Annotated in this window: 20 protein-coding genes; 8 read left to right on the top strand and 12 right to left on the bottom strand. The window is 71.8% G+C overall.

The window, feature by feature from the left end:
* Positions 1 to 4 precede the first annotated feature (4 nt).
* Entirely contained in the window at positions 5 to 709 is a 705-nt protein-coding gene (locus tag ACZ7L6_RS09945) for a response regulator (protein ID WP_471921727.1), read from the top strand.
* Positions 706 to 2,526 carry a sensor histidine kinase gene (locus ACZ7L6_RS09950; RefSeq protein WP_471921729.1) on the top strand — a complete coding sequence of 607 codons (1,821 nt, stop codon included), beginning with the start codon at positions 706 to 708 and terminating at the stop codon, positions 2,524 to 2,526. Before ACZ7L6_RS09945 ends, ACZ7L6_RS09950 begins: the two co-directional genes overlap by 4 nt.
* A 37-nt stretch (positions 2,527 to 2,563) precedes the next feature.
* On the opposite strand, the gene ACZ7L6_RS09955 is transcribed toward ACZ7L6_RS09950, so the two are convergent.
* Complete coding sequence (locus ACZ7L6_RS09955; RefSeq protein ID WP_471921731.1) at positions 2,564 to 2,821, bottom strand: WhiB family transcriptional regulator; 258 nt, start codon at positions 2,819 to 2,821, stop codon at positions 2,564 to 2,566.
* Positions 2,822 to 2,927: 106 nt separating this feature from the next.
* Positions 2,928 to 4,145 (bottom strand): saccharopine dehydrogenase family protein, encoded by a 1,218-nt coding sequence (locus tag ACZ7L6_RS09960; RefSeq protein ID WP_471921733.1) that lies wholly within the window; start codon positions 4,143 to 4,145, stop codon positions 2,928 to 2,930.
* A gap of 110 nt (positions 4,146 to 4,255) precedes the next feature.
* Here ACZ7L6_RS09960 and ACZ7L6_RS09965 point away from each other — a divergent pair, with 110 nt between their 5' ends.
* Entirely contained in the window at positions 4,256 to 4,948 is a 693-nt protein-coding gene (locus tag ACZ7L6_RS09965) for a TetR/AcrR family transcriptional regulator (protein ID WP_471921837.1), read from the top strand.
* 111 nt (positions 4,949 to 5,059) lie between these two features.
* Here ACZ7L6_RS09965 and ACZ7L6_RS09970 read toward each other — a convergent pair whose 3' ends face one another.
* Entirely contained in the window at positions 5,060 to 5,968 is a 909-nt protein-coding gene (locus tag ACZ7L6_RS09970) for a LysR family transcriptional regulator ArgP (RefSeq protein WP_471921734.1), read from the bottom strand.
* Positions 5,969 to 6,034: 66 nt separating this feature from the next.
* Here ACZ7L6_RS09970 and ACZ7L6_RS09975 point away from each other — a divergent pair, with 66 nt between their 5' ends.
* Both ACZ7L6_RS09975 and ACZ7L6_RS09980 read left to right on the top strand, forming a co-directional pair.
* The gene (locus ACZ7L6_RS09975; RefSeq protein ID WP_471921736.1) at positions 6,035 to 6,649 is read left to right on the top strand and encodes a LysE/ArgO family amino acid transporter; all 615 of its coding nucleotides are present in this window, start codon (positions 6,035 to 6,037) and stop codon (positions 6,647 to 6,649) included.
* Between the two features lie 117 nt (positions 6,650 to 6,766).
* The gene (locus ACZ7L6_RS09980) at positions 6,767 to 8,077 is read left to right on the top strand and encodes an MFS transporter (RefSeq protein WP_471921738.1); all 1,311 of its coding nucleotides are present in this window, start codon (positions 6,767 to 6,769) and stop codon (positions 8,075 to 8,077) included.
* A 121-nt stretch (positions 8,078 to 8,198) separates the two neighbouring features.
* Here the strand turns inward: ACZ7L6_RS09980 and ACZ7L6_RS09985 are convergent, their stop codons facing one another.
* From ACZ7L6_RS09985 to ACZ7L6_RS10005, 5 genes are all read right to left on the bottom strand, one after another.
* A complete protein-coding gene (locus ACZ7L6_RS09985) occupies positions 8,199 to 8,654 on the bottom strand; it encodes a cyclic nucleotide-binding domain-containing protein (RefSeq protein WP_471921740.1) in 456 nt (151 codons plus the stop codon).
* 320 nt (positions 8,655 to 8,974) lie between these two features.
* Positions 8,975 to 10,453 (bottom strand): aminotransferase class I/II-fold pyridoxal phosphate-dependent enzyme, encoded by a 1,479-nt coding sequence (locus ACZ7L6_RS09990; protein ID WP_471921741.1) that lies wholly within the window; start codon positions 10,451 to 10,453, stop codon positions 8,975 to 8,977.
* Between the two features lie 42 nt (positions 10,454 to 10,495).
* Entirely contained in the window at positions 10,496 to 10,717 is a 222-nt protein-coding gene (locus tag ACZ7L6_RS09995) for a hypothetical protein (protein ID WP_471921743.1), read from the bottom strand.
* Between the two features lie 63 nt (positions 10,718 to 10,780).
* On the bottom strand, positions 10,781 to 13,024 hold the full coding sequence (locus ACZ7L6_RS10000) for an FUSC family protein (RefSeq protein WP_471921744.1): 2,244 nt from the start codon (positions 13,022 to 13,024) through the stop codon (positions 10,781 to 10,783).
* 68 nt (positions 13,025 to 13,092) lie between these two features.
* Positions 13,093 to 14,478 carry an NAD(P)/FAD-dependent oxidoreductase gene (locus ACZ7L6_RS10005; protein ID WP_471921746.1) on the bottom strand — a complete coding sequence of 462 codons (1,386 nt, stop codon included), beginning with the start codon at positions 14,476 to 14,478 and terminating at the stop codon, positions 13,093 to 13,095.
* 332 nt (positions 14,479 to 14,810) lie between these two features.
* On the opposite strand from ACZ7L6_RS10005, the gene ACZ7L6_RS10010 reads away from it, so the two are divergent.
* Positions 14,811 to 15,413 carry a hypothetical protein gene (locus ACZ7L6_RS10010; RefSeq protein ID WP_471921748.1) on the top strand — a complete coding sequence of 201 codons (603 nt, stop codon included), beginning with the start codon at positions 14,811 to 14,813 and terminating at the stop codon, positions 15,411 to 15,413.
* 10 nt (positions 15,414 to 15,423) lie between these two features.
* On the top strand, positions 15,424 to 15,984 hold the full coding sequence (locus ACZ7L6_RS10015) for a hypothetical protein (RefSeq protein WP_471921750.1): 561 nt from the start codon (positions 15,424 to 15,426) through the stop codon (positions 15,982 to 15,984).
* 6 nt (positions 15,985 to 15,990) lie between these two features.
* Here the strand turns inward: ACZ7L6_RS10015 and ACZ7L6_RS10020 are convergent, their stop codons facing one another.
* Positions 15,991 to 17,898, bottom strand: a complete 1,908-nt coding sequence (locus ACZ7L6_RS10020) for an AMP-dependent synthetase/ligase (RefSeq protein ID WP_471921752.1) — start codon at positions 17,896 to 17,898, stop codon at positions 15,991 to 15,993.
* Positions 17,899 to 18,049: 151 nt separating this feature from the next.
* On the opposite strand from ACZ7L6_RS10020, the gene ACZ7L6_RS10025 reads away from it, so the two are divergent.
* The gene (locus ACZ7L6_RS10025; RefSeq protein ID WP_471921754.1) at positions 18,050 to 18,319 is read left to right on the top strand and encodes a DUF6480 family protein; all 270 of its coding nucleotides are present in this window, start codon (positions 18,050 to 18,052) and stop codon (positions 18,317 to 18,319) included.
* Between the two features lie 21 nt (positions 18,320 to 18,340).
* Here ACZ7L6_RS10025 and glgB read toward each other — a convergent pair whose 3' ends face one another.
* The 3 genes from glgB to ACZ7L6_RS10040 all read right to left on the bottom strand — a co-directional run.
* Positions 18,341 to 20,554, bottom strand: a complete 2,214-nt coding sequence (gene glgB, locus ACZ7L6_RS10030) for a 1,4-alpha-glucan branching enzyme (protein ID WP_471921756.1) — start codon at positions 20,552 to 20,554, stop codon at positions 18,341 to 18,343.
* A 4-nt stretch (positions 20,555 to 20,558) separates the two neighbouring features.
* Positions 20,559 to 21,920 (bottom strand): maltokinase N-terminal cap-like domain-containing protein, encoded by a 1,362-nt coding sequence (locus ACZ7L6_RS10035; RefSeq protein WP_471921758.1) that lies wholly within the window; start codon positions 21,918 to 21,920, stop codon positions 20,559 to 20,561.
* A gap of 35 nt (positions 21,921 to 21,955) precedes the next feature.
* A partial coding sequence (locus ACZ7L6_RS10040; protein ID WP_471921760.1) for an alpha-glucosidase C-terminal domain-containing protein occupies positions 21,956 to 22,501 on the bottom strand: 546 nt, incomplete at its 5' end.

Below are 22,501 nucleotides of genomic sequence, written 5' to 3' on the forward strand. Positions count from 1 at the left end.
CCGCGTGTGCGCACATGTGCTGGTCGCCGAGGACGACGAGATGCAGGCCGAACTCATACGCCGCTCCCTGCTGTCGGAGGGGCACACCGCCACCGTCGTCCACGACGGGTCGGCCGCCCTGGACGCGGTCCGGCGGCAACGGCCCGACCTCGTCGTGCTGGACCTGATGCTCCCGGTGATCGACGGCTTCGGGGTGTGCCGGGTGCTGCGCCGCAACCACGACGACACGGACATCCCCGTGGTGATGCTGACGGCCCGGTCGACGGAGGACGACGTCCTGCTCGGCCTCGAACTCGGCGCCGACGACTACATGACCAAGCCGTACAGCCCACGGGAGCTGATGGCCCGCATCCGAACGGTGCTGCGGCGCAGCGGGCGCGCCGCCGACCGGCGGGAGGATCCCGTCGTCCGCGCCGCCGGGCTCACCGTCGATCCCGTGCGGCACGAGGTGCGGTGCGACGGGGCGTCCGTGGAGTGCACGCCGGCCGAGTTCGAGATCCTGCTGGCCATGACCGCCGAACCCGAACGGGTCTTCTCCCGGCGGCAGTTGCTGGAATGCACCCGGGGCACCGACCGGTCCTCCACCGAACGGGCCGTCGACGTCCACATCATGAACCTGCGCAGGAAGATCGAGGCCGACCCGCGCCGGCCCGTACGGCTGCTGACCGTGTTCGGCGTCGGCTACAAGCTCAGCGGCGGCCGCGGATGAGCCGGCGCATCCCGCTGCGCAAACGCCTCCTGGTCCGGCTGCTGATCGCGACGGTGCTGATCGCCGTGTGCTCGGTGGCGGCAACGGCCTGGCTGGCCGTGGAGACCACCACCCGGGCGCTGCGGGAGGAACAGGGGCAGGTGCTCGCGGAGGACATGGACGTCCTCGCCCGGCTCAGCGGCTACGCCGCGACGCACGCCGACTGGACGGGAGTCGAGAAGACCGTACGCGCGCTGTCCGAGCGGACCGGGCGCCGTATCGCCCTGACGACCCCGGACCGCAGGACCATCGCCGACTCCGCACCGTCCGGCACCGCCCTGCCGCCCCGCGCCGCCGCCACGGTGGACCCCCTGCGCACCGACACCTACACCGAACGCGGGGCGCAGCGCAGCGGCATCGATCCGCGCGTGGTGGGCCCGTACCGGGTGACGGACGAGGAGCGGGCCCGGCTGGACAAGCTCGCCCTGATCCGGCAGAAGTGCTTCGCCCGCAACGGCTACGACGCCGAAGTCGTCCAGACTCCGAGCGGCCGCCCCGTCGTCACGGACCACGACGGCCCCGTCTCGGCGGGGCAGGTGCCCGACGCGTGCGCCGACGGGCTCCTCAACACCCCGACGCCCACCGAGGAGAAGGCCCTGGCCGAACTGGCCGAGCGCTCCCGGGCCTGTCTGGACCGGCACGGCCTGAGCACCGGCGTGACGCCCTTCGTCGCGGTCGACGTGACCGAGCAGCGCATCGGCACCCGGTACCCCCTGGGGAAATTCAGACCGGGCGACAGCGGGTCCGTGCGGGAGGCGCAGAGCTGTGTCGACGCCGCGCGCCGCGCCCAACTCGACCCTTACGTCGCCCCCGTCGCCGAACTGTTCCTCGGCGTCGGAGACACCACCGCCGTCCGGTTCGACATGTCCCCGGCCAACAAGGCCAAGGTCGTCGGGGCCGCGGGGCTGGTGCTGGCCGTCACAGTGGCCGTGACCGCCGTCGTCGCCACCCGGCTCGTCCGGCCGCTGCGGGCGCTGACCGAGGCGGCACAGCAGCCGCCGGAGCTGCATGTGCGCGTCCCCGTCACCACCCGCGACGAGACCGGCATCCTCGCCGCCGCGTTCAACGAACTCACCGAGCGGCGCGAGCGGTTGGAGGCCCAGCGCAAGGCCATGGTCAGCGACATCGCGCACGAACTGCGCAGCCCCCTCACCAACATCCGCGGCTGGCTGGAAGTCACCCGCGACGGCGTCGTCGACCCCGCCCCCGCCCTGCTCGCCTCCCTGCACGAGGAGGCGCTCGTCCTCCAGCGCGTCATCGACGACCTCCAGGACCTGGCCGCCGCCGACGCCGGGGCGCTGCGTCTGCACCGCGAGCCCGTCCGGGCCGACGAACTCCTCGACCAGGTCGCCGCCGCCCACCGCGTCGCCGCCGACACGGCGGGCGTTACCCTGCGTACGGCCGCGGACGGCACGCCCTGGCTGGACGCCGACCCCGTCCGCATGCGCCAGGCACTCGGCAACCTCGTCTCCAATGCCCTGCGCCACACACCGGCCGGCGGCACCGTCACGCTCGCCGCCCGGCGCGACGGTGACGACATCGTCCTCGACGTCACCGACACGGGGACCGGGATCGACTCCGAGGACCTGCCGCACGTCTTCGACCGGTTCTGGCGTGCGGAGAAGTCCCGCAGCCGGCGTACCGGAGGCAGCGGGCTGGGCCTGCCGATCGTCCGGCACCTGGTCGCCGCGCACGAGGGTACGGTCGACGTGGCGAGCGAGCCCGGTACCGGTTCCGTGTTCACCCTGCGGTTGCCGGCGGCCGCCGCGCCGGACTGAGCCGAGCGGATCCGATGGCGGTGCCCCGATCCGCCGGTTATCCGGCCCGCTGCCGCAAAGCGCGTCGCTCCCGCTGCCGCAGCGCGCGTCGCTCGGCCTCGCTCGTGCCGCCCCAGATCCCGATGAACTGGTCCATGTCGAGTGCCCAGCGCAGGCACTGTTCCCGGACCGAGCAGCGTCGGCAGACGGCCTTCGCCTGCTCCGTCTGCAATACGGTCGGTCCGGACGTGCCGATCGGGTAGAAGAGGTCGGGGTCCTCATGGCGGCAGGCGGCGTGGTCTCGCCAGTCGTCCATCAATGTCACCTGCGATCGTCGTACGTGCCCTCGGTGGATGCATTACTCGTTTTCGAGTCGCCTGTCGATGCGCAAGTGAAACCCCGTGGGGTCCCAGCGAATTCGGTCACTGTTCGCGCATGCCCCACGGAGAGCCGTACGCGGTCAGCAGATCCAGGAACGGGCGGGCCGGGAACGCCTCCGGGCCGAGCACGCCCGCGCCCGACCAGGCACCGGTGGCGAGGAGTTCGAGCGCGACGACCGGGTTGACCGCCGTCTGCCACACCACCGCCTGGCAGCCGTACTCCGCCATGGACCACTGGTTGTCGACCACGTGGTACAGGTACACCTCGCGCGGCGCCCCGTCCTTGACGCCCCGCACCCACGTGCCCGCGCAGGTCTTGCCGTGCATCCGCTCGCCCAGCGTCGCCGGGTCCGGCAGACACGCGGCGACCACGTCCCGGGGAGACACCTGGACCGGTCCCGCCGGGCTCGGCACGGTGACCGGTTCGGTGCGGTCCAGGCCCAGCAGGTGCAGCGTCTTCAGCGTGCGCACGAACTCCTCGCCCAGGCCGTACTTGAAGGTGACCCGGCGCGCGTCGACCCAGCGCGGGACCAGGAGCACCTCCTCGTGCTCCACGTTCACGCACTCGACCGGGCCGATGCCCTCGGGGAAGTCGAACACCTCGGGCTCGCTGAAGGGCTCGGTGGTGAACCAGCCGCGCCCGGCCTCGTAGACCACCGGCGGGTTGAGGCACTCCTCGATCGTGGTCCAGATGCTGAACGACGGCGCGAAGTCGTAGCCGTCCACGGTCAGGTTCGCGCCGTCGCGGACGCCGATCTCCTCGATCCCGTCGAAGAGTTCGTCGGCCGCGTACCGGGCGCACACGTCCGACAGACCCGGCTCCACGCCCATGCCGACCAGGGCCAGTGCGCCCGCCTTCTCCCATTCGGCCGCCTGAGCGAACTGGGCGTCGCCCAGCTTGACCCCGCACTCCTCGTACGGCCGCTCCGCATGCGGCCGCGACAGCGACATCGCCATGTCGACATACGTGGCCCCGGCCGTGCGTGCGGCCCGGAACAGCGGCATCACGAACCGCGGGTCGGTGGCGTTGAGGAGCACGTCGCAGGCGTGCCGCTCCAGCAGCGCGGCCACCGCCGACTCGTCGCCGGCGTCGACGCGCTCGGCCCGGAAGCGGGCGTCACCGCCGAGGGCCGCCACGGCTGCCTCGGCGCGGGCGAGGTCGTGGTCGGCGACCACCATCGCCGTGAAGAACGGACGCCGGGCCGCGATCCGAGTGACGGCGGTACCCACCCCGCCGGCTCCCACAAGCAGGACACGCATGACAAGACTCCCTCGACTGAAGGTCTACGACGTGGTGGGGCCCCGCCGGAGATACAACGCCGCGCCTTCACGTAAGGTCAATGGCGTTGGCATAAGTGGCGGAGGTCATGGTGCCCAAACCGGTCGTCCCGGAGGAGAAGCGGCGTCGACGCCGTCCCACGAAGAGCGGCACCGTCCTGTCGGAGCGGCTGATCGTCGAGACGGCGCTGCGCATGCTGCGCGAACACGGCAGCGCCGGTCTCACCGCCCGCCGCCTCGGCCTCGCCCTCGACGCCGACCCGAGCACGCTGTACCGCTACTTCCGCGGCATGGACGACCTGACCCTCGCCATCGGCGACGCCCTCATCGGCGAGGCCCTGCGGGGCTGGGAGCCGACGGGGGAGTGGCGGTCCGACCTGCGCGCCGTCGGGCTGCGCATCCACGGCGTGTACGTCGCCCATCCGCAGGCCGCCGTGCTGACGACGAGCCGCGTCACCGGCCGGGTCAACGAACTCGCCGCCGACGAGGCCGTGCTGGACATCCTGCGCACGGCCGGGTTCCCGCTGCCGGACACCGTGCGCATCTACCACGCCTTCATCGACCAGACGCTGGCCTTCGCGGCCCTCGACGCGGCGGCTTTGGCGCTGCCGAGTGCGGCGCTGCGGGCCGACGAGGACATGTGGCGGTCGACCTATGCGCGGCTGCCCCGCAGTACGCATCCGCGGATTGCCGAGGCGGCGCCGCTGCTGGCGACGCGGATGGTGACCAGTGCTTATCCGACGGCGCTGGAGATGCTGTTGGACAGCGTGGCAGCCCAGTTGTAGTTCTGCGCAGGTAGTGCCGCGCTGTGTCGCTGGTCGGCTGCGGGCATCTTGTGGCTGGTCGCGCAGTTCCCCGCGCCTCTTGAGGGCGCTGCCGAGCCGTCCTCGACCTGCTCAGGCCCGCAGTGCCTCGGAGGCCGTGGCGGTCACCGCCTCCGTCACCGCGGCCAGCGCCGGCGAGTCCAGCTTCCACTGCTGCCAGTACAGTGGCACGTCGAGCGGCCGCTCCGGCGCCAGCTCCACGAGGCGGCCGTCCTCCAACAGCGGCGCCGCCTGCACCTCCGGGACCATGCCCCACCCCAGTCCGGCGGCCACGGCCGACAGGAAGCCCTCCGAGGTGGGGACATGATGACGTACGGCACTCGCACCGGTCCGGCTGCGCCGCACCTTGCGGACGAACGCGTCCTGGAGGTCGTCGCTCCGGTCGAAGGTCATCACCGGCGTCCGCACCAGCGCGTCGCCCAGTGAGCCGCCGAGATGCCGCTCGGCGAACTCCGGGCTCGCCGCGGCGAGATAGCGCATCCGGCCCAGGGGGCGTACCGAACAACCCGCCACCGGGTCGGGCGACGAGGTCACCGCGGCCATCACCCGGCCCTCCCGCAGCAGCGTCGCCGTACGGCTCTCGTCCTCCCGCCGCAGCTCGAAGCAGAGCGGTGGCTCCTCCGGCACGCGCGTGAGTGCCGTCAGGAACCAGGTCGCCAGCGAGTCGGCGTTGACCGCGATCGACACCCGGGTGGCGTCCCCGGCCCCGCTCATGCCCAGCTCCGCCCGCGCGTCGCGCTCCAGCCGCGCCAGCTGGCGGGCGAACCGGACGACGACCTCGCCCGACTCGGTCGGCCGCACCGGTTTCGTACGCACCAGCAGCACCCGCCCCGTGCGCTGCTCCAGGGCCTTCACCCGCTGACTCACCGCCGACGGCGTCACATGCAGCGCGGCGGCGGCCGCGTCGAAGGTGCCCTCGTCCACCACCGCGAGCAGGGTGCGCACCTGGTCGAGGGGAAGCTCGGTCAGCTCTGTCTTCACGGTAGCTAAAGATACCTAAGAATCTTTAGCTGTACGCGAGGAGATCACTTTCATAGCGTGAAAGGCATGACAAACGCCCTGACCACCGCGGCCGCCGGATTCGGCACCGGTCTCTCCCTCATCGTCGCCATCGGCGCCCAGAACGCCTTCGTCCTGCGCCAGGGGATCCGCCGGGACGCGGTCCTCGCCGTCGTCGGCATCTGCGCCCTGTCCGACGCGCTCCTCATCGCCCTGGGCGTGGCCGGCGTCGGCGCGGTGGTCGTGGCCTGGCCGGGGGTGCTGACGGCGGTCGCCTGGGTCGGCGGGGCGTTCCTGCTCTGCTACGGCGCTCTCGCCGCCCGCCGCGTCTTCAGGCCGGCCGGTGCCCTGCTGACGGAGGGCGAGGCGGCGGGGTCACGGCGGCGGGCCGTGCTGACCTGCCTCGCGATGACCTGGCTCAACCCGCACGTCTACCTCGACACCGTCTTCCTGCTCGGCACGGTCGCCGCCGACCGCGGCCCGCTGCGCTGGACGTTCGGTCTCGGGGCCGCACTCGCCAGCCTGTGCTGGTTCGCCGCACTGGGCTTCGGGGCGCGGTTGTTGAGCCGCCATCTCGCCAAGCCCGGGGCCTGGCGCGTCCTGGACGGACTGGTCGCCGCGACGATGATCGTGCTCGGAGTCATGCTCATCGCGGGCGCCTGACCGTGTCCGAAATCCCTGCGCGCGTCCGGTAGCTGAGACATCGAATCCCGCATGCTCGACACCTGGTGCCATAGTGAACCCTGGTCCGGATAGGTGTAACGAGCAACCAGGAAGCGCGTGGACACGAGTGAGAGCAGCACCGAGGAGCAGCCGGCGTCGACCGGCGAGGCGCCGATACCCGACCGGCGCGGCCGGCGCCGGTGGGCCATGGACACCCGGCCGCTGCGCCGCCCGGCCTACCGCCGCCTGTGGTCCTCGACCGTCGTCACGGCCGTCGGCAGCCAGCTCACCGCGGTCGCCGTGCCCAAGCAGATCTACGACATCACCGGCTCCTCGGCGTGGGTGGGCGCCGCGAGCCTCGCCGGACTGCTGCCGCTGGCGGTGTTCGCGCTGTGGGGCGGGGCGATCGCCGACAGCATGGACCGGCGCAAGCTGCTGCTGATCACCAACAGCGGCATCGCGGTCACCTCGGTGCTGTTCTGGCTCCAGGCCGTCACCGGCGTCGACTCGGTGGCCGTGCTGATGGTGCTGCTCGCGGTGCAGCAGGCGTTCTGGGGTCTCAACGCCCCGGCCCGCAACGCCTCCATCGCCCGCCTGGTCCCGGCCGGTGAACTGCCTGCAGCCAATGCCCTCGGCTCCACAGTCATGCAGACCGGCCAGGTCGTCGGCCCGCTGCTGGCCGGCGTACTCATCCCGGTCATCGGCCTGGCCGAGCTGTACCTCACCGACGCACTCGCCCTGTGCGTCACCGTCTGGGCGGTCGTACGGCTGCCCGCGCTGCCGCCCCTGACCGGCGCGGAGACCACGACGAAGCGACGCGCGGGCGTGCGCGAGATCGCGGAGGGGTTCCGCTACATCGCCCTGCACAAGGTGCTGCTGCTGTCCTTCCTGGCCGACATCATCGCGATGGTCTTCGGCATGCCCCGCGCCCTGTTCCCGCAACTCGCGAGCGAGACCTACGCGTCGTACGGCGAAGGGCTCGCTCTGGGACTGCTGTTCGCGGCGATCCCGATCGGTGCGGTGGCGGGCGGGCTGTTCTCCGGCACGTTCTCCCGGGCCCGCCGGCACGGCTGGATGGTGATCGGCGCGGTCGTCGTCTGGGGCGCCGCCATCACCGGCTTCGGGCTGAGCGGCAGCCTGTGGCTCGCGGTGGTGTTCCTGGCGCTCGCCGGGGTCGCCGACATGGTCTCGATGGTGTTCCGCGGGGCGATCCTGCTGTCCGCGGCCAGCGACGAGATGCGCGGCCGGATGCAGGGTGTCTTCACGGTCGTCGTCGCGGGCGGCCCGCGCCTGGCCGACGTCCTGCACGGCACGGCGGGCTCGGCCTTCGGCGCGCGGACGGCGACCGTGGGCGGCGGGCTGCTGGTCGTCGTCCTCATGCTGGGCCTCGCGGCCGCGTTGCCGGCCCTGCGCCGCTACCGCGTCTGACGCGCCGGAGCGGACCACGTCCGACGCGGCAGGTCCACCACGTCCGACGCGGCAGATCCACCACGTCCGACGCGGCAGAGCGCACCCCGTACGACGCGGCAGAGCGCACCCCGTACGACGTTCAGAGCACGCTGCGCCGGTGCTGCCCGTACTGCTCCATCAGCTTGCCCCGGGTCTTCTCCAGCCGGTGCGCGAGGATTTCGGCGACGTGCCGTACCAGTGACAGCCCGAGCGCCGGATCCTCCTCGCACAGCCGCCGCACCGCCGCCGCGTCGAACTCGTAGGCGCGCACCGGGCTGAAGGCCTCCGCGCCGAAGTCCCACTGGTACGGCGGGAACAGCCAGGACCAGCCGAGCAGGTCGCCCGCCCCGAGGCTGGCGACGGTGACCCGCTGGATCGACGTCACGCGCTGGTCGAGGGAGACGGCGCCCGAGCGGATGACCCAGAAGCGGTCGGCCGTGCCGCCCGCCTCGAAGATCCGGGCGTCCTCCGGGAAGGCGACCTCCCGGGCGAGCGACATCAGGCGCTCTCGCTGAGGTGGGGGAAGGGCGGTGAGCAGTTTGATCGCTTTGGTCATGACACGGGGCTCCTCGCCGAGGACTGAGCTTCCGGTGCTTGCCTGCGTCCATTTCAGCCGCTGCGGGCGTGGTGAGCACCTCGGCGGAGCGTGGTTTCGGCCGGGACTGTCGGTCGGCGGGTCGCCGAGGGCATGAAAAAGCCCTGGCTGGACGGGGGAGGCCAGCCAGGGCCGTAGGTGGTGGTGCGCGGGGGACGGCTGAGGTCTACCCCGTGACCACTTATGGATGAACCGTAAACCATGTACGGGGGTTCTGCGTAACCGAGACCGGGGTGAGTGACCGGTTTCACGCTCGTAGAGGTTTGAGTGGCTGTTCGGCGTCAGTGGCCGTTCCCTGCCACGACCCTGATCCGCTCCAGCCGGGAGTCGCTCGCGTCGGGCAGATTCATGCCCGCGGCCAGGCCGGTGACGAGATAGCGCAGGACCGGTTCGGTCAGCCGCTCGCCGGGAAGGACGACCGGGATCCCGGGGGGATAGGGGGTGATCATCTCGGCGGCGACGCGGCCGGCGGCCTCGTCCACCGGGACGTCCTCGGTGGTGGCGAAGAACGCGTCCCGCGGCGTGTCGGCCTGTGCCATCCGCAGGTCGGCCGGCGACGGCACCTCGATCCGTGGCGCCGGGCGCAGCTCGGGCGCCGCCTGGGCGAGGGCCTTGAGCGCGGCGAGCAGTTCGCCGGTCGTCCCGTGGTCGTCGCCGTGGGTGACCTGGGTGCCGATGCGGCGGTGGTCGGTCAGGTGGGCGTCGACGTTGCGGTGTTCCCGCAGCCAGTCCGCGGCCTGGTATCCGCAGATGCCGAGGCCGTCGAGGTCGATGACCACGGGCAGCGGGTCGAAGTCGGCGGCGAGGCCGGCACCGCAGAAGTCGTCCCGGTCGTTGACGTGCATCCCGTCGATCTGCTCTATGGCGGCGCGCACCTCTGCCGCGAGATCGAGCGCGTCCCCCATGATCTCCTTGCCGCGCAGGGCCATCTGCCGGCGCCAGCCGTCCATACCGGCGAAGATCAGCACCGAGGGGCTGGTGGTGCCCAGCAGGTCGGCCCGCATCTGCAACAGCTGAGCCGGGACGAGGTCGCCCTGCTGATGGAAGACCGAACCCTGCTCCAGGCCGCTGCCCATCTTGTGGATGCTGGTCACGCAGATGTCGGCACCCGCGTCCATCGCCCAGGACGGAAGATCGGGATGGAACGGCAGATGCGCGCCCCACGCCTCGTCGACGATCAGCGGACGCGAGCGGCCGTGGCAGACCTCGGCGATCGCCGCCAGGTCCGCGCAACTGCCGTACGGCGTCGGACTGGTGACCAGCGCGCCCTTGGCGTCGGGATGCTCCTCGAAGGCCCTGGCGAACGCCTCCGCGGACGGCGGGTGGGCCAGATACCGTTCGGCGTCCCACTGCGGCTCGACCCAGACCGGTTCGATACCGGACAGGACGAGACCCGAGACGACCGACTTGTGCGCGTCCCGGCCCACCAGCAGCTTCTCGTGCGGGCCCGCGACGGCCAGCATCGCCGCCTTGACGGACAGGGAACTGCCGCACGTGGTGAAGTACGTGTGCTGCGCGTGCACCGCGTCGGCCATCAGTGCCTCGGCGTGCTCCAGGACGCCGCCGTGGTGGAGCCGGTCGTCCAGGCCGCCCGACGCCAGCACGTCACCGAGGAACACCGCGTCGCCCAGCACCTCCCGCACCGCGGGATCGGCGCCGCGCGCCTGCTTGTGACCGGGCGGCGTGAACGACATCCGCCCACGGCGGTGGTAGTCGGCCAGCGCCTCCAGGACCGGTGCTCGGGTGTGATCGGCTGTCATGCACACCCGGGTTCCCGCCAGGGGCGACGCCAATCCGCCCGGTCAGTCCTCCTGGTCGTGCTTGCCGGGGGTCAGGAACTCGTCCAGCACCCTGATCACGGTCTCGTAGGCCAGCGTCCGCACCGCGGCGTCACGGGCCCCCGCGGGGTCGGCCTGCCCCAGCTCGTCGCTGCGGGCCCGCCATGTCCGCTCCTCCCGTCGTGCGTAGGCCCTGGCACGCTGCATGCGCCGCAACAGTTCGTCTGAGTCCACGACATCGGTCATGACATCCGCGTACCCCGTATCGGCGTCGGTGAGCAGGTCCGCGGCCGGTCGCCACCCCCGGGTTCAGCTCTTCGGCGCCGTCACGGGGACGCCCAGCGGCCTCGCCAGACCCGTCACGCCCTCGTCCAGCCGCTGCAGATGCCGCAGGACGCGGTCGGTGACCCGGCCGTAGCGCGGTGCGCCGGCGCCGGCCGGTCCCAGGAGGGAGGCGATGCTCGGGCCGGTCTCGATCCTGTCCGTGGCGTGTTCGTCGGTGACATGAGCGGAGATCGCCTCGAGGTTGTGCGCGATGCGCCCGGCGGCCCGGCGCAGCCGAGGGTCCGCCGCGATCGAGGGGTGGGTGGGCAGCAGCTCGGCGGTCGCGGCGAGCGACCGCGCGTGGTACGCGCACGTCTCGAGCAGGGCGACGACATGGCGGGCGGTCTCCCGCCGGGCCCGCAGTGGCGTCACCGGGTGCGTGAGAGGCTGCGTGGCCGCCCGCAGATCGGCCAGCGCCTGGTCCAGATCGCGCGCCTGGTCGAGCAGCTCGTCGGCCGGGCCGCCGCTGAGCTGGTCCACGGCGCCGCGGGTGACGTCGCCGAGCCGTGCCAGCACGGTGGCGAGGAGTTCGTTCGTACGGCGGTCCGTCTGCACCGGAAGCACGAACGCGGCCGCGATCACCCCGCAGGCCGCGCCCAGCGCCGTCTCCTCGATGCGCAGCACGAGCACCGAGAGGCTGTAGGTGTGCAGCAGGGTGTAGAGCAGCCCCAGTGCCGCCGTGACGAAGAAGGACACCAGCGTGTAGGACAGCGGTGCCGAGTAGAACATCGCGAAGACGAACAGCAGCACCAGCGCGAACGCCGTCCAGGTGTGCCGCCCGACCGCGCCCGCCAGCACGATGCCGGCCAGGACCCCGAGGACGGTGCCCAGCAGGCGGCGGTAGCCCTTGACGAGGATTTCGCCCGTGGAGGCGGTGTTGAGGAACACGATCCAGCAGGTCAGGACCGCCCAGTACCAGCGGTCCCGGGACAGCAGCTCGCCGCCGACCATGGCCAGCGACGACCCCACGGCGACCTGCACGGCGGCACGTGTCGTGGGCCGTCGCAGCCCGGTGGGCTCCTCCGGGGGCTCCTGGTCGGCGGCGTCGAGTACGGCGTCCTCGGCGTCGAGCTCCTCGCGCGAGCGGGCCGTGGCCGGAGTGTCGTCCGATTCGTCCTGGGCCCCGCCGAGCGCGATCCGCAGTCCGAGGACCGCGCGGGCGGCCTCGCCGACGGCCCGGAAGACGTCCTGCACGGCGGGCGGCGCGTCGGGCAGGTTCTCGTCGTCGCGGTAGCCGAGGAGCCGGTTGCGGACGTGCGAGACCGCGGTTCCCGGAGCCTGGTCGACGGGGCGCAGCACGAGCAGGCGCAGCGCCCGGAGGTCTCGGCGCAGCACGGTGGTCGACTCGTCCCGTACGGGCTGCCGCCCGCCCGAAGGGACGGGGGCGCCCGGCAGATGCAGGGCCAGCGTGTCCACCCGCTCGGCTCCGCGAGCCCGGAGCACCGCCAGGCCAAGGCGCTCGGCGGCGATCTCGGCATCCGCGACGCGCCGCTGGACGAGCCGGGCCACGGCCTCGTCGGCGGTCCCCTCGGCCAGCCGGCTCTGGATGAGCAGAGCCGTCTCGTGCAGGCGCGCGGTGCCCTCGCGCACCTGCTCCAGGGCCCCGTCCGCCTCCTCGGGCCCGGCGTCGAGCAGGTCGAGCTGCGCCGACAGCAGCTGGGCCAGCCTGGCCCGGAAGGCCTCGCGCAGCCGCTGAAGCACTCGTGCCGGCGTCTCCGGGACGAGCGCGAAACGCACCAGCGCGCTGCACGCGAAGGCCACGGCGACCGCGCCGTACAACTCCGGCAGGTCGGAGACGGTGGCACCGACGAAGAGGGACACGAAGTAGATCTGGAAGCCGATCAGACCGAGCGCGGTGCCGCGGTCGCCGAATCTGCGGCCGTAGACGGCACAGAAGATGAGCGCGACGAAGACCAGGTCGCCGACCAGGACATGGCGGTGCAGCAGCGCCGCCAGTGTCATGGAGGCCAGCGCCACCGGCAGGCCCAGGGCGAGCGTGCCGGCCTGCTGCCCGCGCTGCTTCTCCCGGATGGCGAAGGTGGCGACCATCGCCGCCAGGGCGCCCGCCACCAGGTGGGTCACATCGGTGTCCAGCAGGGCGAGCACGGCGATCGCGAGGGCGATCGCGCCCGCCGTGCGCAGCCCGGCGGTCAGCCGCAGCAGGCCGGGGTCCGACGCCGCGACACGGTCACGCAGTCGCGCCCGGACCGGCCGTCCCGCTGCCTTCACGCCGCCTTGCTCTCTCCCACGCGCTCCCCGTGCATGCCCTGTGCCGCGGAACGGCCGCGGCCGTCACGTCACTCGGACGTCCCTTCGGCTCCGTCCTTCCCTGCCACCTGCGCCCGCAGCTGCTCCGGCGTCAGATACGCGTGCACGAACTCGAAGTCCTTCAGCTTGGCCGGGGTGCGGGACTGGAACCCGGTGCGCACGAAGTCGTCCCCGGCGACTGCGTTGAGCAGCCAGTTCGTCATGACGCGGGTCTTGGCGACGTTGGTGCGCAGCGCCGACCAGTGGTAACCGCGGGCGACGGCCATCGCGGGCAGGCCCTTCAGCTCGATGCCGAGGGGCTTGGAGACGGCATCGGTGCCGCCGAGGTCGACGACCAGACCGAGGTCCTTGTGCCGGTACGGCCGCAGCGGCCGGCCCCGCAGGGCGGCGATGACGTTGTCGGCCACGACCTTGCCCTGGCGCATGGCGTGCTGGGCGGTGGGCGGGCAGACGGCGCCCTCCTCGTCCTTCGCCACGTCGGGCACCGCGGCGGCGTCGCCGAGCGCGAACACACCGTCGTGCCCGGGCAGGTTCATCTCGGCCGTGACCGCGAGCCGCCCCCGGACGGTCTCCGCGCCCAGCGTGCCGATCAGCGGGCTGGCGACGACACCGGCGGTCCAGATCAGCGTGCGGGTGGGGATCACCCGGCCGTCGGTGAAGGTGACCTCCTCGGGGCCCGCCTTCGCGATGGACACGCCCAGGGAGATCTCGATGCCGCGCTTGCGCAGGATCTCCTGGGCGTCGTTGCCGAGCTTCTCGCCGAGCTCGGGCATCAGCCTCGGCGCGATGTCGATGAGATGCCACTTGATGAGGCCCGGGTCGAGCCGCGGATAGCGCTTGACCGCGTTGTGCGTCAGCTGCTGCAGACAGGCCGCCGTCTCGGTGCCGGCGTACCCGCCGCCGACCACCACGAACTGCAGCCGTGCGGCGCGCTCGTCCGGATCCTGGCTGGCGTCGGCGAGGTCCAGCTGGGAGATGACGTGGTCGCGCAGGTAGGCGGCCTCGGCGAGCGTCTTCATGCCGTACGCGTTGTCGACGAGCCCGGGGATGTCGAAGGTGCGGGTGATGCTGCCCGGGGCCAGCACGATGTAGTCGTACGGCTCGTTGACGATCCGGTCGGTGATGGTGCGGACGACGCAGACCTTGGCCGCGAGGTCCACCCCGATGGCACCGCCCGGGATGATCCGGGTGCGGTACTTGCGGCTGCGGCGCAGCGACAGGGCGATCGACTGGGGGGTCAGGACGCCGGAGGCGACCTGGGGCAGCAGCGGCAGGTAGAGCTGGTAGGAGGACGGCGTCACCAAGGTGATCTCGGCCTCGTCCGGGGAGAGTTTGCGTTCCAGCCGGCGAACGCATCCCACTCCGGCGAAGCCTGCCCCAACCACCAGGATCCTGGGTCGTGTCACGGTGATCATCCCTTCTGCGGCTCCAGGCGGTCTGCCTCGACGTCGTTCGCCTGCCCCTGGATCGCGGCTTCGCACGCCTCGATCCCACCGCGCCACCGGTCGTTCCGCCAGCCGGGAGCAGCAGGCAGATGAACCCGTCGACAGCCACCTTGCCCCAACCCACGCGGGGGCACACCGGTTCGGAGGTGAAAGACGTGTACGCACGATGTCTTGACGGTTGATTGGTCTGGACCTAGCGTCCCTGTCGCTCGTCCAAATCAGAGGCCGCAGTTCACGTATATAGCCGGGAATCCCGGGTGCGTGACATACGGCCCCCACCCCCCACATGGACAGGAGGCAGGATGCCCGTTCGCCTGCGCACCCTCATCGTCGTCGCGGCGCTGTGCGCCACGTCCCTGCTCGCCGCCCCGCATGCCGTCGCCGAAGTCGAGCCCGGCGGCTGGCAGTCGGTGTCCCCCGGCTACAGCGTGCAGCAGCGGGGCTGCGGCCAGGTCGACGGACTGACGTTCCGGCTCACCTGCTCCACCGCGAGCGGCGACCAACGGGCTGAACGGCGTTACGCCACCTACACCGGGGGAACGCGCCAGTTCGAGGGCTACTTCCGCATCACCAGCCTCAGCGGCACCCGGATCAGCCTCAAGCAGACGTTCCACGAGTCGGGCTCCGGCCCGTACTTCATGCTCGCCGTCGAGCGCGGCGGCAGGCTGTACGCGGTGCACGGCGGCGCCACCCTCTCGAACGCCGGGACCGTCGGGGCGACCGTGCGCGTCAACACGGTCCACCAGGTCGGCGCCGAGCACCGCACCTACATCAACGGCTCGCTCAAGCACACCTACGCGAGCCCCGGCGGCAGCTTCTACGACAAGTTTGGCGCCTACCGCACCAACAGCGGCAGCGGGCCGGCCACCGTGGAGTGGAGCGACATCCGCTTCTGGCGCAAGTAGCGGCCGCCGTATGCGAGGAAAAGCGCGCATCGCGGCGTCGGCAGCGCTGATCCTGGCGCTGCCGGCCTGCTCGGCCGAGACCGCCGGCACGCAGCAGCCACTGCGAGGTGTCCTCATTACACCCACCGACATCGACCTCGCCTGGACGGACGGCAGACCGGGAGTCGCGGGCCACGTGCTGGAGTTCGCGACCGAGGAAGCGGGCCCCTACACCGTCCTGGACCATCTGCCCCGGCAGGTGACGAGATACCACCACGCCGACCTCATGCCGCACACCACGTTCTTCTACCGCCTGCGGACCTACCGCGGTCCCGTGTCCCGGCCGGACCGCACCGAACTACCGGACGGCATCCGATTCATCTGGACCGACCACTCCTCCCACGAGGACGGATTCCTCCTGGAGATGCGCAAGGAGAACAGCACCGCGTACGAACCCGTCGCCGTGGTCGATCCGGACGTCACCGCCACCACACTGGTCACCCTGCCCGGGGAGAAGCGCGCCACGTTCCGGGTGCGCGCCTTCGTCCTCGGCGAGCAGTCCGACGTCGTCCGGCTCACCACCGGCGAGTAGACGCGCTCAGCCGAAGACGTTGTCCGTGTCGTCCCAGTACGCCAGCTCCTCCGACACATGCTCCCGGGGCGCCCGCGAGCGGGCCTGGTACATCGCGTCGATCTGGAGCGCGTAGTGCTGGACGATCGCGTCCCGGCGCAGCTTCATCGACGGCGTCATCAGCCCGCTGGCCACGTCGAACGGCTCCGGCAGCACACGGAACACCCGGATGGCCTCCGAGCGGGACACCGCACTGTTGGCGGCGGCCACGGCCCGCGCGATCTCCTCCCGCAGCGCGTTCTCCTCCCGCGCCTCCCGCATCCGCGCGTCGCTGCGCACAGCAAGGCCCTCGCGCCAGTACGCCAGGAAGTCGGGGTCCAGGGTGATCAGCGCCCCGATGCACGGCCGGTTGTCGCCCACGACCACCGCCTGATGGACCAGCGGATGCATGCGCAGCCGCTGCTCCAGCACCGCCGGGGAGACGCTCTTGCCGCTGCTCGTGATGATGACTTCCTTCTTGCGCCCCGTGATCGTCAGATAGCCGTCGGAGTCCAGCCGCCCGAGGTCCCCGGTCGCCAGCCAGCCACCGCGCAGCGCGGCCCGCGTGGCCGCCTCGTCGTTGACGTAACCCTGGAACACCGACGGCCCGCGCACCAGGATCTCCCCGTCGTCGGCCACCCGGATGTCCGTGCCCGGCAGCGCCCGCCCGACCGTCCCCGACATCTCCCGGCCGACCGGCTGCGCCGTGACCCCGCCGCAGGTCTCGGTGAGGCCGTAGCCGTCGTTCACATAGATGCCGATGCCCTCGTAGAACAGGGAGAGTTCACGGTTCAGGGACGAGCCGCCGGACGTCGCGTACATCACCCTGCCGCCCAGCGCGGCCCGCAGCTTGCGGTACACCGTCCGTTCGTACAGGGCGTGTTGCAGCCGCAGATCGAAGCCGGGCCCGGGCCCGCCGCCCAGCCGCTGCCGTTCCAGGGCCGCCGCGAAGTCCCGCGCCGTGTCGGCGGCCCGCTCGAACAGTGCGCCCCGGCCCCCCTGTTGGGCGGCGCGCAGGAAGTTCTTGTAGATCTTCTCGAAGAGCGAGGGTACGGCGCAGAAGTAGGTGGGGCGGAAGGTGCGCAGAGCCGACGACAGCGCCGTCTCGTTCAGCTCGGGCTCATGCCCCATCAGAATGCCGCCGCGGATGCACAGGGCCTGGATCAGAAGGCCGTACACATGGGAGAAGGGCAGGAAGGCGAGCACCGACCCCTGCTGCTCGCCGGGCGGGATCACCAAGTGGCCCCAGCCCGCGAGGAGGGTGTCGCAGGGGCTCGCCAGACCGCGGTGGCTCAGCGCGCAGCCCAGGGGACGGCCCGTTGTGCCGGAGGTGTACATGACGGCGGCGGTGGAGTCCGGCAGCACGATGCGGCGCAGCGACTCGACCGTGGCGAGCGGGATGAACTCACCGCGCTCCACGAGTTGCCCGAGCCCTCCCGCGTCCAGCTGCCAGACGTGGCGAAGCCGCGGCAGCGAGCCGCACACCGAGCCCACCGTCATGACCGCCTGCTCGTCCTCGACCAGCACGGCCACGCACTCGGCGTCCCGCAGGATCCACTCGACCTGGTCGCGCGAGGCCGTCGGATAGATCGGGACCACCTCGGCGCCCACCGCCCACAGCGCGTAGCTGAACACCGTCCACTCGTACCGGGTGCGCGCCATGATGGCCACGCGGTGGCCGGGGGTGATCCCGGAGGCGATCAGTCCCTTGGCCAGGTCGGTCACCTCGTCGCGCAGTTCCACGGCGGTCACCTCCTCCCAGGCGGGGGAGGAGGGGTCGGGGCGGCGCGCGAGCATCGGCAGCATGGGGTTGCGGGCCGCCGTCTCGAAGACGCTGTCGGCCAGCCCGCCGGTCAGGGGCGTGACGGTCCTGGGAGCGAGGCCGAGGTTGCGCATGCGCTGCTCCAGATGTGTACCGGGTGTGACATCGCCGATGAGTTCCGTTATCGGCGGTGCCCGAATCTAGCCCAGCTGGGAGCGCCTGGTGCCGGGAACTGACAATTGACCTCGTTTGGTGATCTCGGTGCCATGGGGGAACCCGGGTGGCATGACGTACCCGAACCCTGATCCGAATTCCGGCCCGGACCGGCGCCCGAACCCCGATCCGGAGCCCGAGAGCACCACCGGCCTCGAACCCGGCGGCGGCGTACCCCCGGGCGAGACCCCGCCCGCGGAGAGCAGCATGCCCGGCGCGGGCCCCCGCGAGACGCACAACCCGCCCACGGGCTGGGCCAAGGCGCCCCTGACCCTGATCCTTCTCCTCGTGGCGGTGATCGCCGCGTTCTTCCTGATCTACGCCCTCGTCCTGATCCTGTGAGCCCGGCCCTGCCCCGGCTCATCAGGGGCAGGGCAGCAGCCACACCGTGGCGAGAGGGGGCAGCGTCAGCCGGATGTGCCCGTCCTCCGGCTTCACCGGATCGGGATTGGTGACGTCGCTGCCGCCGTAGCGCAGCGCGTCGGTGTTGAGGGTCTCCTGCCAGGCGACGACGTGGTCCGGCACCCACAGGTGGTAGTCGTGGCGGACCACGGGGGAGAAGTTGCTGACGGCGAGCAGCGCGCTGCCGTCGGCGCCGTACCGCAGGAAGGCGAAGACATTGTCGTCGGCGGCGTCCCCGAGGGACCACTGGAAGCCGCCCGGGTCGGTGTCCCGCTCCCACAGGGCCGGAGTCGTCCGGTACAGCGCATTGAGGTCCCGGACCAGGTCCTGCACACCCCGATGGTCGCCCGCGGACGCGTACCCCGGATCGAGCAGCCACCACTCGGGCCCGTGCGCCTCCGACCACTCGGCACCTTGTGCGAACTCCTGCCCCATGAAGAGCAGCTGCTTGCCGGGGTGGGCCCACATGAAGCCCAGGTACGCGCGGTGGTTGGCGCGTCGCTGCCACCAGTCGCCGGGCATCTTGGAGACCAGCGCCTGCTTGCCGTGGACGACCTCGTCGTGGGAGATCGGCAGCACGTAGTTCTCGCTGTAGGCGTACACCATCGAGAACGTCATCTCGTTGTGGTGGTACTTGCGGTGCACCGGCTCCTTCGCGATGTACTGCAGCGAGTCGTGCATCCAGCCCATGTTCCACTTCAGCCCGAACCCCAGCCCGCCGCTGTCGGTCGGCCGGGTCACCCCGCCCCAGGCGGTCGACTCCTCCGCGATCGTGACGACCCCGGGGTTGCGCCGGTACACGGTCGCGTTCATCTCCTGCAGGAACGCCATGGCGGCCAGGTCCTCCCGCCCGCCGAAGGCGTTCGGCGCCCACTGCCCGGACTCCCGCGAGTAGTCGAGGTAGAGCATGGAGGCGACGGCGTCCACCCGCAGGCCGTCGATGTGGAACTCCTCGCACCAGTACGTGGCGTTGGCGACGAGGAAGTTGCGCACCTCGGTGCGGCCGTAGTCGAACTCGAACGTCCCCCAGTCCGGATGCTCGGCGCGCCGCGAGTCCCCGGGTTCGTACAGCGGGTCCCCGTCGAACCGGCTGAGCGCCCAGTCGTCCTTGGGGAAGTGCGCCGGCACCCAGTCCATGATCACCCCGATGCCCGCCCGGTGAAGGGAGTCGACCAGGTACTTGAAGTCGTCGGGCGTGCCGAGGCGTGCGGTGGGCGCATAGAAGCCGGTGACCTGATAACCCCAGGAACCCGCGAAGGGATGCTGAGCGACCGGCATGAACTCGACATGGGTGAATCCGAGGCCGCTGACGTACGCGGGCAGTTCCTCGGCGAGTTCGCGGTAGCCGAGGCCCGGACGCCAGGACGGCAGATGAACCTCGTACACGGAGAACGGGGCCTGGTGCACCGGCACGTCGCCCCGGTGCGCCATCCACTGCTCGTCTCCCCACGCGTAGTGCGAGGCGTGCACGATCGACGCCGTGTCCGGCGGGACCTCCGCGCGGCGTGCCATCGGGTCGGCCTTGAGGAACCGGCCGCCGTAGCGGGAGGTGATCTCGAACTTGTACCGGGTGCCCTCGCCGATGCCCGGCAGGAACAGCTCCCACACGCCGGACGCGCCCAGGGACCGCATCGGGAACGCCGTGCCGTCCCAGCAGCAGAAGTCCCCGGCGACCCGCACCCCCTGGGCGTTCGGCGCCCACACGGTGAACCGGGTGCCGCTCACACCCTGGTGGGTCATCGGCTCGGCGCCGAGCGCCTTCCACAGCTCCTCGTGCCGGCCCTCGCGAATGAGGTGCAGGTCGAGCTCGCCGAGAGCGGGCAGGAAGCGGTACGGGTCGTGGACCTCGCGCTCGTCGGACTCGTCCTCGGCGTACGCCACCAGCAGCGTGTAGGCGGGGATGGCGTCCAGCGGCAGTACGCCGGAGAAGAGGCCGCCCCCCTCGGAGACCAGCCTGGTGCGCTCGCCGTCGACGACCACGCTCACCGCACGCGCGAACGGGCGCAGCGCCCGGAAGGCGATCCCGCCGGGGGCGGGATGGGCGCCGAGCAGCGCGTGCGGATCGTGGTGGGCGCCCGACAGCAGGCGATCACGGTCGGCCGGATCGAGGTCGGGCGCGGCGGCGCACCGCCCGGGTCCGGCCGACTCGGGGGGCGAGGTCTCGTGCAGGGCCATGCGGTCAGGCTCCTCTCACGGCGAGGCGTTCGATCGCCGCCATCGGTACGGGCAACCAGTCGGGTCGGTGCCGGGCCTCGTACAGGACCTCGTACACGGCGCGGTCGGTCTCATAAGCACGCAGCAACCCGTGCTTCTTGCGCGGGTCCCAGCCCGCGAGGGCGGCATAGCCCGCGCAGTAGGCCTCCCGGCAGCGCCGCGCCCACTCCGGACGCCACGGACGGCGCTGCCGGGCGGCGTAGTCGAAGGAGCGCAGCATGCCGGCGATGTCCCGCACCGGCGAGTGGACGCCGCGCCGCTCGGAGAGCGGGCGGGACGGTTCGCCCTCGAAGTCGATGACGAACCACTCACGGCCGGCCCGCAGTACCTGACCCAGGTGCAGGTCGCCGTGGATGCGCTGGGCGGGCGGGCCGGGATCGCAGCCGGCGAGCGCGCCGAAGGCGGTGCGCAGGCCCGGGACATACGGCTGGAGCGCCGGCACGAAGTGGGCGGCGAGCTCCAGGCGTTCGGTCATCGCCGCCGCCATGCGGCCGTTCTCGGCGTGGGCCCGGGACGGGAACGCCGACGCCAGTGCCAGGTGCACCTCCGCCGTCGCCCGGCCCAGCTGATGGGCCTCCGCCGTGAAGTCGTCGCCCGAGGCCAGCGCGCCCAGCGCCAGCGTCCAGCCGTCGGAGGCGTCCCGCAGGAACGGCTGCAGCACACCGAGGGTCGCCTCCCAGGGGTGCGTCGTGCGGAACCAGGCCACCGGGGCCGGTACGCGACGGCAGCCCTGCCCGGCGAGTGCGCCGGACAGCTCCAGGTCGGGATTGACGCCGGGCTGGATGCGCCGGAACAGCTTCAGGATGAACGTGTCGCCGTAGACCAGCGAGGAGTTGGACTGCTCGGCGTCCAGCAGCCGCGGCACGAGCCCGGCCGGCACCGTCACGGCGGGGTCCGCCTCGAAGCGCAGCGGGCCCGCCGCGCCGGGATGCCGCAGCCGCTCCAGCAGCAGCTGGGCCGACCGGGGGTCCTGCAGGGCGTCGAAGACCGTCAGTCCGGCCAGCGGCCCTTCCTCCGCACGCCCGATGAGCGCGCGGCCGAGCCGTGGCGACAGGTGCTGCCGTACGCCGAGCAGCAACTGGTAGCAGTCGCCGGCCGGGGGAGCGCCGCCGGGCGAGGGCACGGCCGAGTGACCGGCGTGCACCAACAGATGCAGACAGCCCGGGAACAGCTCCGTCATCGACAGCAACGCGAGGTCCGTGACGGGCCGGTCCTTGCCCGCGAACCAGCGCTGCCGTGGCAGCCACTCGCGCAGCAGCCCGGTGAGCGAGGCCATCGGGCCGGCGTCGACCGTACGGCTCGGTCGGGGAGTTGCGGTCTTCTGCATGGTGACGCGTCCTTTCCTCGGCACACGCTCAAAGCTCACGCCGAAAGGCGTCGGCCGATGCGGGATGCGACTCGGGTGAGCCGGAACCAGTAGAAGCCGTGGCCCCCGAGGGTCAGCAGATACGGCAGTTCGCCGATGGCCGGGAAACGGACTCCGCCGAACAGCTCGACCGGGTGGCGTCCGCTGAACTCGCGGAGGTCGAGCTCGGTGGGCTGCGCGAAGCGCGCGAAGTTGTTCACGCACAGCACCAGGTCGTCCTCGTACTCGCGCAGGAAGGCGAGTACCGCCGGGTTGGAGGAGTGCAGCTCCGTGTAGGAGCCGAGTCCGAAGGCCGGGTTCTGCTTGCGGATCTCGATCATGCGGCGGGTCCAGTGCAGGAGGGAGGACGGGGAGGCCATGGAGGCCTCGACGTTGGTGACCTGGTAGCCGTAGACCGGGTCCATGATGGTCGGCAGACAGAGCCGGCCGGGGTCGCAGGTGGAGAAGCCGGCGTTGCGGTCCGGGGTCCACTGCATCGGCGTGCGGACGGCGTCGCGGTCGCCGAGCCAGATGTTGTCGCCCATGCCGATCTCGTCGCCGTA

This window comes from Streptomyces sp. NPDC107522, from assembly GCF_055657525.1.